Here is a 14,226-nt window from a genome sequence, read left to right on the forward strand (position 1 = left end):
GGGTCTCCTCTTGGCAGGCGGAATGCCGGCCGTCGACGTGACGCTACGGAGCGGCGTGATGCGCGCCCTCAGCGCGACCTATGCACCCCTTATGAACGGTGAGACGAACAGTGCCGGGACGAGACCTCGGGTGAGCCCCGGCGTCTCGTCCCGCGACTGGGGCCTCACGGACGAGTGCGGTTTCACAGCCGGCGCATAGCGGGCTCCATAGGAATCGCATAGGAAGGCCCGCACAATGGACGCATGACCAACCCCGCTCCGGCCCTCCTGCGTCCCGACGGCTCGAACCTCCGCGTCCTCGTGGTCGACGACGAGCAGATGCTCACCGATCTGCTGTCGATGGCGCTGCGCATGGAGGGCTGGGAGGTCCGCACGGCGGGCTCGGGCTTCGAAGCACTGCAGTCCGCGCGAGAGTTCGAGCCCGACGCCATGGTGCTCGACATCATGATGCCGGACCTCGACGGCATGGCCGTGCTGCAGCGGCTGCGGCAGGCCGGCGACGATGTGCCGGTGCTCTTCCTCACCGCGAAGGACGCCGTGAGCGACCGCGTCGCCGGGCTCACCGCCGGCGGCGACGACTACGTCACGAAGCCCTTCAGCCTCGAAGAGGTCGTGGCGCGGCTACGCGGGCTCATGCGGCGCGCCGGCACCGCGCACGCCGCGGGCGCCGAGCCGATCCTCCGCGTCGGCGACCTCACCCTCAACGAGGACAGCCACGAGGTCGAGCGCGGCGGCACCGAGATCGAGCTGACCGCGACCGAGTTCGAACTGCTCCGCTACCTCATGCGCAACCAGCGCCGCGTGGTCTCGAAGGCGCAGATCCTCGATCGCGTCTGGAACTACGACTTCGGCGGCCGCTCGAGCGTCGTCGAGCTGTACATCTCGTACCTCCGCAAGAAGATCGACGCGGGGTTCGACCCCCTCATCCACACCGTGCGCGGGGTCGGCTACATGATCAAGGCGCCGCAGTGACGGATCAGAAGACTCCCTCCCCCGTGACGACGGGGACGACGGATGCCTCGACCGGCGCGGGCGCGCGGGCCGAGGCACCCACTCCTCCCGTGCAGCACACCGAAGACGCTCTCCCCCGCCGAGCACCGTGGACCCTGCAGCGCAAGCTGATCGTCACCGTGGTCGGCATCACGTCGTTCATCCTGGTGCTCGTCGCGGTGGCGACGAGCGCGATCCTGGGTTCGGTGCTCGAGGACCAGCTCAACGCTCAGGTGAAGGCCGAGCAGCAGAGCGTCGAGTACATGCGACCGCTCCTGGCCAACGGTCTCACGGCGCAAGAGATCCTCGAGCAGCAGCCGCGGCAGCCGGGATACTTCCTCGCGGTGGAGTCGCCCCTCGGCGAGCCGACCGCGGCCGCGGTCGACGGGAACGGCGACGTCGTGGCCCTCTCCGACGACCAGATCGCCGAGATCAGCGAGAGCCTCGAGGGTCAGCGCGGCCAGTACGTCGTGACCATCGGCGATCTCGGCACCTACCGGATCGAGGGCGTCCGGGTGGGCCCCTCGGTCGTCATCGTCGGCCTGTCGCGTGCCGGGGTCAGCGAGACCCTCACGCGCATGCTGATCACGATCGGCCTGCTCACCGCGGGCGGCCTGCTGCTGCTCGCCGTCGCGACCGCCTGGACGATCCGCCGAGGCCTCGCACCCCTGCGCGCCGTCGCCGACACCGCGGCACGCGTGTCGGCGCTGCAGCTCGACCAGGGCGAGGTCTCGATCCCCGAACGCGTCCCCGTGCGCGAGTCCGATCCGCGCACCGAGGTCGGACGCGTGGGCGCCGCCCTCAACACCCTGCTCGACCACGTCGACGAGTCGCTCACCGCACGCCAGCGCAACGAGGAGCGCATGCGCAGCTTCGTCGCCGACGCCAGCCACGAGCTGCGCACGCCTCTGGCGTCGATCCGCGGCTACTCGGAGCTGTCGCTCACCGCGCTCAGCCGCGGCCAGAGCACGGCTCTCGAGACGACCGAGGCGTCGCTGGAGCGCATCCAGGCGCAGTCGCTGCGCATGACCTCGCTCGTCGAGGACCTGCTGCTGCTCGCGCGGCTCGACGAGGGTCAGGAACTCGTCTACGGCACGGTCGACCTGACGCGGCTCGCGATCGACGCCGTGGGCGACGTCACGCCGACCGGTCCCGACCACGAGTGGGTGCTGGAGGTGGGCGACGACCCGGTGCTGATCGCCGGCGACACCGGGCGCCTGCACCAGGTCGCCGCGAACCTGCTCGCCAACGCCCGCACTCACACGCCGGCCGGCACGACGGTCACCGTGAGCGTCTCTCGCAACGACACGGAGGCGATCCTCCGCGTGCACGACGACGGCCCGGGCATCGATCCGTCCCTCACGGACGAGCTGTTCGAACGCTTCTCGCGCGCCGACCGCTCCCGCGCCCGTCAGACCGGCGGCACCGGCCTGGGCCTGTCGATCGCCCGGGCGATCGTGGACGCGCATGGCGGCAGCATCCGTGTCGCGAGCAGGCCCGGCGACACGACCTTCGAGGTCCGTCTGCCGGCCCGCCCCGCCGACCCGGTGGCGCACGGCTGAGCCGAGGTCGTTCGTCGGTCCAGGCCGTTTCTTCTCGCTCGTCGAGCGGCAGAGCGCTCCGTCGCCAGAAGACGACACGCCGCACCCGGCGCGCACCGCGGCTCGGCGTCAGTAGCCGCTGAAGGCATCGGTGGTGATCGAGCGGGCCTTCTCGAGCGCGGGGGCGAGCTCGGCGATCAGACCCGCGGGCCCGGAGATGTAGGCGTGGCGCGCGGAGATGTCGGGCACCATCCGCACGAGGCCTTCGGCATCGAGGCGGACCCCCTGGGCCCACACCCAGTGGGCCGGGAGGTCGGCGGGCCGGTCGCGCGTGAACACCACGACGCGGGCTCCGGATGCCTCGATCTCGTCGCGGTAGGCCAGCTCCGAGGAATCCGACGCGACGTAGACCAGGACCACGTCACGGTCGACGCCCTTCGCCGTCTCCTGGCCGAGCTGCGACACGAACGGCGTCACGCCGATGCCGGCGGCGACCATCAGGATCGGCGCGGCGTCGCGCTTGGGCAGCAGGAAGTCGCCCCAGACCCCGGTGATCGCGAGCTCGTCGCCCGGCTCCACCTGCGCGAGCGCCTGCTTGTACGAGCTCAGCGGCTTCGTGGTCTTGCCCTCCTTGAAGGCGACCTTCACGAAGGGCAGCTCGGCGGGCGCCGACGCGATGCTGAACTCCCGGCGCGTGCCGCGCGCATCGGGGTGGCGGTGCGGCACCTCGAGCTCGAGGTACTGGCCCGGCAGGAACGCGAGCCGGTCGTGCACGCGGAAGGTGAGCTCCTGCACGGTGGGAGTCGGTTCGGAGCGCGCGACGAGCGTGAGCCGCACCGCGGTGCGGACGGCGAACGCGAAGGCGACCAGGTTGCCGACGAGGAGCGCGCGCTCCTGCCCGAGGGTGATGTCGCCGATCGCGATCGGCCATCCGGCGAGCACGCCCACGACCGCCGCGACGGTGAACTGCTGCCAGCGGCGCGGTGGCAGCGTCAGCGGCTCGGACAGCATGAACGCGCCGAGGAACAGGAACGGCGACGACCACAGCACCGGCCACAGCAGGTCGAGGACCTCGACGTCCAAGCCGGCCGCCTGGTACTGCGCCGCGGTGCGGAAGATCGCGACCCCGACCGCGATCACGAGGAAGATCGCGACGACGCGCACCTTCTCGGTGCGCACGAGCACGGCGAGACCCAGCAGGATCACGGGTGCTGCGAGCGCCGGCGTGCCCACCCACCACGAAGACGCGCCGAGGTCGGGCCACGCCAGGCTCAGCAGTGTGAGCACCGTCGCGCCGACCGCCGCGGGGTTGAAGATGTGGCGGCCGCGCCAGGCCAGGATGTACTTCGACAGCGACGCCACGGCGGCGGCGATCGCGATGCCCAGAAGCCCTGCGAGCTCGTACGTCGGCCGCAGCACGAACAGCAGGATATGCGCCGTGATGAGCGACGATTCGAGGCGCCACGGGAGGTTCAGCACGCGCTGGGCCGCAGCATCCACCCCCACGCACACGGCCGACAGCACGGCGAGTGTCGCGATCAGCTGCAGGGGGTCGGGTCCGACGAGACCGAAGAACGACAGCAGCAGCGCGACGACGGCCAGCGCCGCGAGCGCGAGATAGACGAGACGGTACATCGACATGCGGCCGAGCACCGCGAAGATGCGGTTCCAGAGAGCGGTCAGCGATCCCATCCGCGTCACACCGGCTGCAGGGGCTCGAAGCGACCCGCGGGCGGGATGACACGGATGCTGTCGCCCGGGCGCACGACGCCCCCTGCGAGCACGACCGACATGACGCCCGCGAGACGCACGGTGGCACCGCTGTCGTCGACGGAGACCAGTTCTTTCATGAGCCCTTCCGAGAGTCCGTTGATCTGCGCGCAGGGGTTGCGAAGGCCGGTGACCTCGATCACCGCGTCCTCGCCGAGCTCGAGCCGCGTGCCGCGCGACAGACCCAGCAGGTCGATGCCCGCGGTCGTGATGTTCTCCCCCAGTGCGCCGGGCGTCACCTCGTGGCCCCGCGCCGCCACGAGATCGAACAGCTCGGCGTGGATGAGGTGCACCTGGCGGAGGTTGGGCGTCGTGCGGTCGCGCGCGATGCGCGAGAGGTGCTGCACGGTCCCGCCGGCGTGGGCGTCGCCCTCGACGCCGATCCCGGCGAGCAGGGTGATGCTCTCGCGCACGGGTTTGCTGAAGCGATGCGCGTCGTCGCGGGAGACCGCGACGACGTGTCCGGAGGAAGACTCGGTCACCACTCAAGGCTATTCGGTCGCGAAACCGGCGCGGTCCCTGATCCGGCGTCTGCTCGCACGAACAGGTCGGCCCGGCAGCCGGGCGACCACTCGACGCGGCCGTCGGTGCTCATGCGCACCCACTGCGCGCCCCACTCGAGCGCGAGGCGCGGGCCGCCGTCGAAGAACAGCGCGGTCGCGACCGCGTCGGCCGTCATCGCGTCGGCCGCCACCGCCCAGGTCGCCGCGTAGGTCCGCACCGGCTGGCCGGTGCGCGCATCGAGCACGTGGTGCAGGGTCGTGCCCGTCGTCGACGGCCACGCGCGCCGGTTGATCGCGGACGCGCAGAGCGCGGCATCCGTCACCTCCCACACGCCGATCGCGCGACGCGGATCGAACGGATGCTCCAGCCCGATGCGCTGCGGACGCCCCCGCACAGCGAGATCGCCGCCGGCGTCGACGGTGAGGTCTCCGGACTCGGTGCGCACCAGGACGTCGAGCACGAGGTCGACGAGGCGCCCCTTGCCCAGGGCGCCGACATCGACGGTCGCGGGCTCGGTGAGGGCGAGTCGGCCGTCACGCCAGGTGAGTCGCTCGCGCCAGTCCAGCGGCGCAGCCACAGGTGCGGCGTCGTGGAGCGAGTAGTGCGCGTCATAGCCGAGCGCGTCCAGGGAGCCCCCGACGAGCGGATTCACGGCTCCCCCGGTCGCATCCGACACGGCGGCGAGGGCATCGAGCATGGGGGCGGCGTCCTCCGGCGAAGGAAGGGAACCCGCGCCACCGGCGAGCGCGCTGACGTCGGAGTCCTCGCGGAACCGCGACCACACGCGGTCGAACGCATCGATCCGCGCGGTCACCTCGTCGCGCACCGCCGCGGGCAGCGGACGCTCGGCGACGATCTCCCATGTCGTGCCGATGGCGTCGAACCGCCACGACGCCGGCACGGTGCTCATGGGCTAGCTCGCCGCTTCGGACTTGATCGCCTCGATGGCCTCGTTGAAGCCCTTGCTGGTGAGCGACGACCCGGCGACGCGGCTGACCTGGATGTCGTCGATGTCCTGCCCGACCACCACGTCGGCGATGCCGCCGATGAACTGGCCCTGGTACTGCTCCGACTCGCGCTTCTGCGGGTCGCCGGTCACCTCGACGGCGGTGATGACGTCGTTCTCGAGGGTCACGGTGACGCTGATCGTCTCGACCGACTCGGGCGTCGCGTACGAGCCGTCCGCCGTGTACGTTCCGTCGGCGTACGAGCCGGAGCCGGTGTCGGACCCGGTCGTGCCCGTGTCGGTCGACGAGGACGAGCCGGTGTCGGGCGTGGTGGGCTCTTCGGCCTCGGAGGCCGTCGCCGCGCAGCCCGAGAGCAGGGCGATGCCGGTGACGGCGGTGAGGGCCGCGCCGGCGCGGACGGGGCGGGAAGCGAGTGCGGTGCGGATCATGACGGTCCTCCTGGCTCGGGTCGGGCTCGTGGCGTCGACGCGATGTCCGCGTCGAATGGGATCCTTTCAAGCCCGCCTATGAGCCGCCTTTGAGAGATGCCGCAGAGCCCGATGCGGCCGATGAGCCCCGCCGCGCACGCAGCACCGCCTTCAGCACCTCCACCGCCAGGAAGATGCCGATCGACACGACGATCGGCAGGATCCAGGATGCCGCGGACAGCGGCCGCGACTCGAACAGCACGTTCATGAACGGCACGTACGTGTAGACGAGCTGCAGCCCCACCAGCGCCAGCGCCGACCACCACACCACCCTGTTGCCGCGCAGCACATCGAGGGTGAGGCTCGACCGGGTGAGGAACCGGCAGTTGAACAGGAACGCGAGTTGCCCCAACGCGAGCATCAGGACGGCCTCCGTGCGCGCCACCTCGAGGTCGGCTCCCGCCGCAGACACCCCGTAGAACACGCCCATCGCCGCGCCGCCGATGAGGACCGACACGATGAGGATGAATCCGAGCTCGCCGCGGCTGATGATCGGCCCCCCGCTCGCGCGGGGCGGGCGGCGCATGATGCCGCGCTCGGCGGGCTCGTAGGCCAGGGCGAGCGAGAGCGTCACTGCGGTGACCATGTTCACCCAGAGCACCTGCACGCTGGTGAGCGGCAGCGCGAGGCCGAACACGACAGCGACCAGCATGACCAGGGACTGCGCCCCGTTCGTCGGGAGGAGGAAGACGATCGACTTGCGCAGGTTGTCGTAGATGCGCCGGCCCTCGGCGATGGCGCTGCGGATCGTCGCGAAGTTGTCGTCGGCGAGCACGAACTCGGCCGCTTCCTTCGTGGCCTCCGTGCCCTTGATGCCCATCGCGATGCCGACGACGGCGCGGGTGAGGGCGGGGGCGTCGTTGACACCGTCGCCGGTCATCGCCACGACCTCGCCGTGCGACTGCAGCGCGCGCACGATGCGGATCTTGTGCTCCGGACTGGTGCGCGCGTACACGTCGACGCCCTGCACCACCTCCCGCAGCTGCTCCTGACTGAGCGCTTCGAGCTCCGCGCCGGTGAGCACCTCCGCGTCGGCGCCCGCCACGCCCATCTCGTGCGCGATCGCAAGAGCGGTGCCGGCGTGGTCGCCGGTGATCATCTTGACCCGGATGCCGGCGGTGTGGCAGTCCGCGATCGCCTCGACGGCCTCGGGCCGGGGCGGATCGACGATGCCCCACAGACCGATGAACTCGAGGTCGACCAGGTCGTCGAGCGCGAACTCGTCCGTCGTGGGACGCACCGGCTTGCGTGCGGCCGCCAGGACGCGCAGGCCCTGGCCGCTGAGCCTGGCGATCGCGTCGTCCCAGCGCACGAGGTCGAGCGGCTCGGAGCCGTTCGCGCCGCGCTGTGTGAGCGAGCGCTCGAGGAGCCGGTCGGGCGCGCCCTTCACGAGGATCGCCCGCGACACCTCACCCGCCTCGCCTCCCGAGCGCGCGCCCTCGTTGAGCGTCGCCATGAGCTTGTTGGCGGAGTCGAACGGGATGACGGCGACCCGGCGTCCGCCGGCGCTCCCGACGCCGCCCTTGATAGCGACGGCCTTGAGGGCGCCCTCGGTGGGCTCGCCCACGAGGCTCCACGAGCCGTCGTCGGCTCGAACGATGTGCGCGTCGTTGCACAGGGTCGCGATCGCGAGGATCGCGGCGAGATCGCCCCGGCCCGCGGCATCCGCTCCTCCGTCCGCCGGAACGATCTCACCCCCGGGCGCGTAGCCGAGGCCGGTGACGTCGTAGTCCGCGAGCGGGGTGACGATGTGGCGCACCGTCATCTCGTTGCGGGTGAGCGTGCCCGTCTTGTCGGAGCAGACCGTCGTGACCGAGCCGAGCGCCTCGACGGCGGGGAGCTTGCGCGTGATGGCGTTGTGGCGAGCCATCTGCTGCACGCCGATGGCGAGCGTGATCGTCACGAGCGCGGGCAGGCCTTCGGGGATCGCCGCAACGGCGAAGCCGATGGCCGCCGAGATCAGCTCGTCATACGGCATCCCGTGGAGGAACCGCCCGATCATCATCATGACCGCCGCCATGCCGAGGATCACGACGGTGAGAACGCGGCCGAAGCTGTCGAGCTGACGGGTGAGAGGAGTGGCGAGGGCGTCGGCCTCGTCGGCGAGGCTCTGGATGCGGCCGAGCTCGGTGGCAGGGCCCGTCGCGGTCACGACGCCCCGGCCCTGCCCTGCGCTCACGATCGTGCCGGAGAACGCCATCGAGCCGCGGTCGCCCACGCCCGCGTTGCCCGCGACCGGATCCGTCGTCTTCGACGACGGCACCGACTCCCCCGTGAGCGCGGACTCGTCGATGCGCAGCTGGTGCGCCTGCAGCAGTCGGACGTCGGCCGGCACCTTGTCGCCCGGCATCAGCCGCACCACGTCGCCGGGCACGAGGTCCGACGCCGGGACGGTGACCCAGCTGCCGTCGCGCCGCGCGCCGGCGTCGGCCGACAGCATGCCCCGGATGCCCGCGAGCGCTTTCTCGGCGCGGCCTTCCTGGACGTACCCGATGACCGCGTTGATGATCGCGACCACCATGATCACCCAGAAGTCGAGCCAGTCGCCCATGAGGGCCTTGATGACCGCGGCACCCAGCAGGATGTAGATCAACGTGTCGTTGAAGTGCGAGAGGAACCGCAGCCACGCCGGCTTGCGCGCCGGTTCAGGCAGGCGGTTGGGCCCCGCGACCTCGAGGCGTTCCGCCGCGTCAGCGGCGCTGAGACCCCCGGCGTCCGCTCCGAGATGCTCCAGCACGTCGTCTGCGGGGATCGCCCACGGACGCACGACGGTCAGCCGGACTTGCGTCAGGGAGGCGGAGTCGAGCGGCTGCGACATCTCTGCATCGTCCTTCCGTCGCCGCCGCGGAGCCGGGGTCTCGACTCGGCGCCGGGGTCAGGCGGCCCCGTCGAACATGCTGGTGACGGAGCCGTCCTCGAACACTTCGTGGATCGCACGTGCGAGCAGGGGTGCGATAGGCAGAATCGTAAGCGTCGCGAAGCGCTTCTCGGCGGGGATCGGCACCGTGTCGGTCACGACGACCTCGTCGATGGCCGGGCTCTGCAGGCGCTGCGCGGCCGGGTCGCTGAAGATCGCGTGGGTCGCGGCGACGATGACCTTGACCGCACCGTTCGCCTTGAGCGCCTCGGCCGCCTTCACGATCGTGCCGCCGGTGTCGATCATGTCGTCGACGAGGAGGCAGACGCGCCCCTCGACGGCACCGACGATCTCGTTGACGGTGACCTGGTTCGCGACATTCGGGTCGCGGCGCTTGTGGATGATCGCGAGCGGCGCGCCGAGGCTGTCGGACCACTGGTCGGCGACGCGCACCCGGCCGGTGTCGGGCGAGACGACGGTGAGGCGCTCACGGTCCTCGGCGCTCAGCGTGTTCTCGAAGTACTCGAGCAGCACGGGCTTGGCGAACAGGTGGTCGACCGGGCCGTCGAAGAAGCCCTGGATCTGCGCGGCGTGGAGGTCGACGCTCATGACGCGGTCGGCGCCCGCGGTCTTGAAGAGGTCCGCGACGAGGCGGGCGCTGATCGGCTCGCGGCCGCGGCCCTTCTTGTCCTGACGCGAGTACGGGAAGTACGGCGCGACGACGGTGATGCGCTTCGCCGATGCGCGCTTGGCGGCGTCGAGCATGATGAGGGTCTCCATCATCCACTCGTTGACCGGCGGGCCGAAGCTCTGGATGAGGAAGAGGTCGCAGCCGCGGATGGAGACCTCGAATCGGGTGAGGATCTCACCCGACGCGAAGGTGCGGTACTCGGTCGGCACGAGCTCCGTGCTCAGCTGCGCGGCGACCTCGGCCGCGAGCTCGGGGTGGGAGCTGCCCCGTGCGACCACGAGACGCTTCTTCGTCTTTGCGACGAGTCCCGGGGCGATGTCGTTCGCCCGGTCGAGTTCAACGGTCTTCTTCTTGCGCGCCATCGTCCGCCTTCTGTGCGCTGCGGGCCCTGGCGGCGACATCCGCCGCTCCGGTACCCGGTCTGTTCTTCTCGACCCACCCCTCGACGTTGCGCTGAGGGGCGACGCTGAGAGCGAGGGCACCGGCGGGCACATCCTTGCGGATGACCGCTCCGGCCCCGGTCTTCGCGCCGTCTCCGATCCTAACGGGCGCCACGAAGACGTTGTGCGAGCCGGAGTGCACCTCATCGCCGATCTCGGTGCGGTGCTTGTTCAGGTCGTCGTAGTTCGCGGTGATCGCGCCGGCGCCCAGGTTGACGTGCCGACCGATCGTGGTGTCGCCGATGTACGACAGGTGGGGGACCTTGCTCCCCTCGCCGATCGTGGAGTTCTTGGTCTCGACGAACGTGCCGATCTTGCCCTTCTCGCCGAGATACGTACCCGGGCGGAGGTACGCGAACGGGCCGACCGTGGCCTTCGCGCCGATCACGGCGAGCGTCGCGTCGGTGCGCCTGACCGTGGCGTCCTCCCCCACCTCGCAGTCGACGAGGCTCGTGTCGGGGCCGACGATCGCACCAGACGCGATCACCGTCGCGCCCAGGACGTGGGTGTTCGGCAGGACCGTCACATCGGGCGCCAGCTTCGCGTCCACGTCGATCCACGTCGTCGCCGGGTCGAGGATCGTCACGCCCTCCAGCTGCCAGCGCCGCACGGTCCGCGCGTTCAGGATGCGGGCCGCCTCGGCCAGCTGCACGCGGTCGTTGACGCCCAGGGCGGCCGCGGCATCCGGAGCCGTCTGCGCCGCGACGAGCAGGCCGTCGCCGCGCAGCAGCGCCACGACGTCCGTCAGGTACTTCTCGCCCTGCGCGTTCGCGGTGCCCACGAGCGCCAGCTCGGTGCGCAGGGCCTGCATCTGGAAGACGTACACCCCGGCGTTGATCTCGGTGACGGATGCCTCGTCCGCCGTCGCGTCCTTCTGCTCGACGATGCGCGACACGGCGCCGTCGGCATCGCGGATCACGCGGCCGTAGCCGGTGGCGTCGTCGAGCGAAGCGCTGAGCACCGTCGCCGCCACGGCGCGGTCGCGATGGGTGCGCACGAGCGCTGCGAGCGTGTCGGCCTCGAGCAGCGGAACATCGCCGCTCAGCACGAGCACGTCGCCCGAGAAGTCGCCGAGGGCGTCGAGCGCCACCTCGACCGCGCGGCCGGTGCCGGGGACCTCGTCCTGGTCGACCACGACCACGCCCGGCGCGGCACTCGCGACGGCGTCGGCCACTCGGTCGCGCTCGTGCCGCACGACCACGACCACGCGCTCGGGCCCGAGGGCGATCGCGGTGTCGAGCACGTGCCCGACGAGCGGGCGACCGCCGATGCGGTGCAGCACCTTCGGCGTCGAGGACTTCATCCGGGTGCCCTGCCCTGCGGCCAGGACGATGACGGCCAGAGCGTTGTCGCGGGTCGTGTCGGTCATGCTCCGCCGCCAGGACTCGAACCTAGACCTCACAGCTCCAAAGGCTGTCGTGCTGCCATTACACCACGGCGGACCGCGGCGCTCCCGGGTGCCGGGCGCCGCCCGTCAAGTCTGCCAGATGCCCCGTGCGCGCCCGTGCGCGGCGGCCGCCCGCGTGCGGATCATGTGCTCGATGTGAGCGCCGCGTCGGGCGTAGGGGCGGGGTCGGGATAATGGGGGCATGACGGCGCAGAGCGACGAGGTGGACCGCATCGTCGAGGCCTGGACCACGCAGCGCCCCGACCTCGACTTCTCGCCCCTCGGCGTGCTGTCGCGCGTGGACCGGCTGTCTCGCCACCTCGACCGCGCGCGCCGCGACGCGTTCAAGCGCAGCGAGCTCGAGCCGTGGGAGTGGGACGTGCTCTCGGCGCTGCGCCGGGCGGGCGAGCCGTTCCAGCTGAGCCCCAAGCAGCTGCTGCAGCAGACGCTCGTCTCCAGCGGCACGATGACCAACCGCATCGACCGCCTCGTCGGGCGCCGGCTGGTGCGCCGCGAATCAGATCCCGACGACGGCCGCAGCATCCTGGTCACCCTCACCGACGAGGGCAAGATCCGGGTGGATGCCGCGATCACGCGTCTCGTCGACGCCGAGGCGCTCCTGCTCGACGCACTGTCACGGGGCGACCGCGACCGGCTCGCCGCGCTGCTGCGCAAGCTCAGCCTCGGGTTCGACGCCGCGGACTGACCCGGGCTCAGCCGAGCTGCTCGGTGAGCTCGAACCAGCGCTCCTCGACGCCGTCGCGCTCCTTCTCGAGCCCGCCGATGCGGGCCATCTCGGCGCCGAGCCCGACGTAGTCGGACTGGTCGTGGTCGGCGAGCGCCGTCTTCGCGGCGGCGATCTGCGTCTCGAGCTTCTCGAGGCGGCGCTCCAGCGACGCGACCTCCTTCTGCGCGGCGCGCAGCTCCTGCCCCGACAGCGACGGCGTGGTGGATGACGGGGATGCTGCGGGTGCAGCATCCGCCGCCTTCGAGGCTGCCGGCCCCGCGGCGCGCTCACGCTCGCGCAGGCGCAGGTATTCGTCGACGCCACCGGGGAGGTGGCGGAGGTGGCCGCCGAGGATCGCGTACTGCTGGTCGGTCACGCGCTCGATGAAGTACCGGTCGTGCGAGACGACCAGGAGCGTGCCCGGCCACGAGTCGAGGAGGTCCTCGATGGCGGCGAGCATGTCGGTGTCGAGGTCGTTGGTGGGCTCGTCGAGGATCAGCACGTTCGGCTGCTCGAGGAGGATCAGCAGCAGCTGCAGGCGGCGCTTCTGGCCACCGGACAGGTCTTTGACGGGAGTGGAGAGCTGCGCGCTCTGGAACCCCATGCTCTCGAGCAGCTGGCCGGGCGTGAGCTCCTGCGCCTTCGAGCCGCTGCCGAAGGTGTAGGTGGTGCGCAGGCGCGAGATGACGACGCGCACCGGGTCGGCGAGGTGCTCCTCGAGCTCGTCGAGGCGCTGTGTGAGGGTCGCGACCTTCACGGTCTTGCCGCGCTTCACGCGCCCGGCGGTGGGCTCCACGTCGCCGGCGACGAGGCCGAGCAGCGTCGACTTGCCCGCGCCGTTGACGCCGAGGATGCCGGTGCGCTCGCCGGGGGCGATACGCCACTCGACCGGGTGCAGCACCTCACGGCCGTCGTAGGAGACCGCCGCGTCGAGGAGGTCGACGACGTCCTTGCCGAGCCGGGAGACGGCGAGCGAGCGCAGCTCGGTCGCGTCGCGGATCTCGGGCACGTCGGCGATGAGCACGTTGGCGGCGTCGATGCGGAACTTCGGCTTCGACGTGCGCGCCGGCGCACCGCGGCGCAGCCATGCGAGCTCCTTGCGGGCGAGGTTCTGGCGGCGCTGCTCGATGACGGCCGCCTGGCGGTCGCGCTCGACGCGCTGCAGGATGTACGCGGCATAGCCGCCCTCGAACGGCTCGACCATGCGGTCGTGCACCTCCCACGTGGTGTTGCACACCTCGTCGAGGAACCAGCGGTCGTGCGTCACGACCAGGAGGCCGCCCTGGTTCGCCGGCCACCGGCGCTTGATGTGCTCGGCGAGCCATGCGATCGCCTCGACGTCGAGGTGGTTCGTGGGCTCGTCGAGGAAGATGACGTCGTCGTCGCCCACGAGGAGGGCCGCAAGCGCCACACGTCGACGCTGACCACCGGAGAGCCCCGCGACCGGACCGTCCCACGGGAGATCGCCGAGGAGACCTGCGATGACGTCACGCGTGCGCGCGTCGCCCGCCCACTCGTGATCGGGCCGCTCGCCGACGACGGCCTCCCGGATCGTGAGGGCGTCGTCGAGGGTGTCGGCCTGGTCGAGCACGCCGACCCGCACGCCGCCGCGCACGGTGACGCGGCCGCCGTCGGGCTCGAGCCGCCCGGCGAGCATCGCCAGCAGGCTCGACTTGCCGTCACCGTTGCGGCCGACGACGCCGATGCGATCGCCCTCGTCAATGCCGAGCGACACCCGGTCGAAGACGACCTTGGTCGGGAATTCCAGGTGCAGGGCCTCGGCCCCCAGAAGATGTGCCATGTCCCCTTAAGGCTAGGCGACCGCGGGCAGCACCCGGCGTCACACTGCGGGCACCGGAAACCGGACAGGTTAGGATAGCCATG

Annotated in this window: 11 protein-coding genes and 1 tRNA gene; 3 read left to right on the forward strand and 9 right to left on the reverse strand. The window is 71.2% G+C overall.

Going from position 1 to position 14,226, the window contains the following annotated elements; translation table 11 throughout:
- Positions 1-243: 243 nt before the first annotated feature.
- Both AC3A46_RS00470 and AC3A46_RS00475 read left to right on the forward strand, forming a co-directional pair.
- Entirely contained in the window at positions 244-972 is a 729-nt protein-coding gene (locus AC3A46_RS00470) for a response regulator transcription factor (RefSeq protein WP_487663290.1), read from the forward strand.
- On the forward strand, positions 969-2,552 hold the full coding sequence (locus tag AC3A46_RS00475) for a sensor histidine kinase (protein WP_487663291.1): 1,584 nt from the start codon (positions 969-971) through the stop codon (positions 2,550-2,552). Before AC3A46_RS00470 ends, AC3A46_RS00475 begins: the two co-directional genes overlap by 4 nt.
- A gap of 108 nt (positions 2,553-2,660) precedes the next feature.
- Here the strand turns inward: AC3A46_RS00475 and AC3A46_RS00480 are convergent, their stop codons facing one another.
- The 8 genes from AC3A46_RS00480 to AC3A46_RS00515 form a co-directional block, all read right to left on the reverse strand.
- Positions 2,661-4,223, reverse strand: coding sequence for an FAD-dependent oxidoreductase (locus tag AC3A46_RS00480; protein ID WP_487663292.1), 1,563 nt, complete (start codon positions 4,221-4,223; stop codon positions 2,661-2,663).
- A 5-nt stretch (positions 4,224-4,228) separates the two neighbouring features.
- Positions 4,229-4,783, reverse strand: a complete 555-nt coding sequence (locus AC3A46_RS00485) for an MOSC domain-containing protein (protein WP_487663293.1) — start codon at positions 4,781-4,783, stop codon at positions 4,229-4,231.
- Complete coding sequence (locus AC3A46_RS00490) at positions 4,780-5,715, reverse strand: FAD:protein FMN transferase (RefSeq protein WP_487663294.1); 936 nt, start codon at positions 5,713-5,715, stop codon at positions 4,780-4,782. Before AC3A46_RS00490 ends, AC3A46_RS00485 begins: the two co-directional genes overlap by 4 nt.
- A gap of 3 nt (positions 5,716-5,718) precedes the next feature.
- On the reverse strand, positions 5,719-6,201 hold the full coding sequence (locus tag AC3A46_RS00495; RefSeq protein ID WP_487663295.1) for an FMN-binding protein: 483 nt from the start codon (positions 6,199-6,201) through the stop codon (positions 5,719-5,721).
- A gap of 76 nt (positions 6,202-6,277) precedes the next feature.
- Positions 6,278-9,058 (reverse strand): cation-translocating P-type ATPase, encoded by a 2,781-nt coding sequence (locus AC3A46_RS00500; RefSeq protein ID WP_487663296.1) that lies wholly within the window; start codon positions 9,056-9,058, stop codon positions 6,278-6,280.
- Positions 9,059-9,115: 57 nt separating this feature from the next.
- The gene (locus AC3A46_RS00505; protein WP_487663297.1) at positions 9,116-10,150 is read right to left on the reverse strand and encodes a ribose-phosphate diphosphokinase; all 1,035 of its coding nucleotides are present in this window, start codon (positions 10,148-10,150) and stop codon (positions 9,116-9,118) included.
- A complete protein-coding gene (gene glmU, locus AC3A46_RS00510) occupies positions 10,125-11,597 on the reverse strand; it encodes a bifunctional UDP-N-acetylglucosamine diphosphorylase/glucosamine-1-phosphate N-acetyltransferase GlmU (RefSeq protein WP_487663298.1) in 1,473 nt (490 codons plus the stop codon). Before glmU ends, AC3A46_RS00505 begins: the two co-directional genes overlap by 26 nt.
- A 1-nt stretch (position 11,598) precedes the next feature.
- Positions 11,599-11,670, reverse strand: a tRNA-Gln gene (locus AC3A46_RS00515).
- A gap of 147 nt (positions 11,671-11,817) precedes the next feature.
- On the opposite strand from AC3A46_RS00515, the gene AC3A46_RS00520 reads away from it, so the two are divergent.
- Positions 11,818-12,321, forward strand: coding sequence for a MarR family winged helix-turn-helix transcriptional regulator (locus AC3A46_RS00520; RefSeq protein ID WP_045299837.1), 504 nt, complete (start codon positions 11,818-11,820; stop codon positions 12,319-12,321).
- A 7-nt stretch (positions 12,322-12,328) separates the two neighbouring features.
- On the opposite strand, the gene AC3A46_RS00525 is transcribed toward AC3A46_RS00520, so the two are convergent.
- Positions 12,329-14,143: an ABC-F family ATP-binding cassette domain-containing protein gene (locus tag AC3A46_RS00525; RefSeq protein ID WP_487663299.1), complete on the reverse strand. Its 1,815-nt coding sequence runs from the start codon at positions 14,141-14,143 to the stop codon at positions 12,329-12,331.
- Positions 14,144-14,226 lie beyond the last annotated feature (83 nt).

The organism is Microbacterium sp. Soil_C_42 (assembly GCF_057656735.1).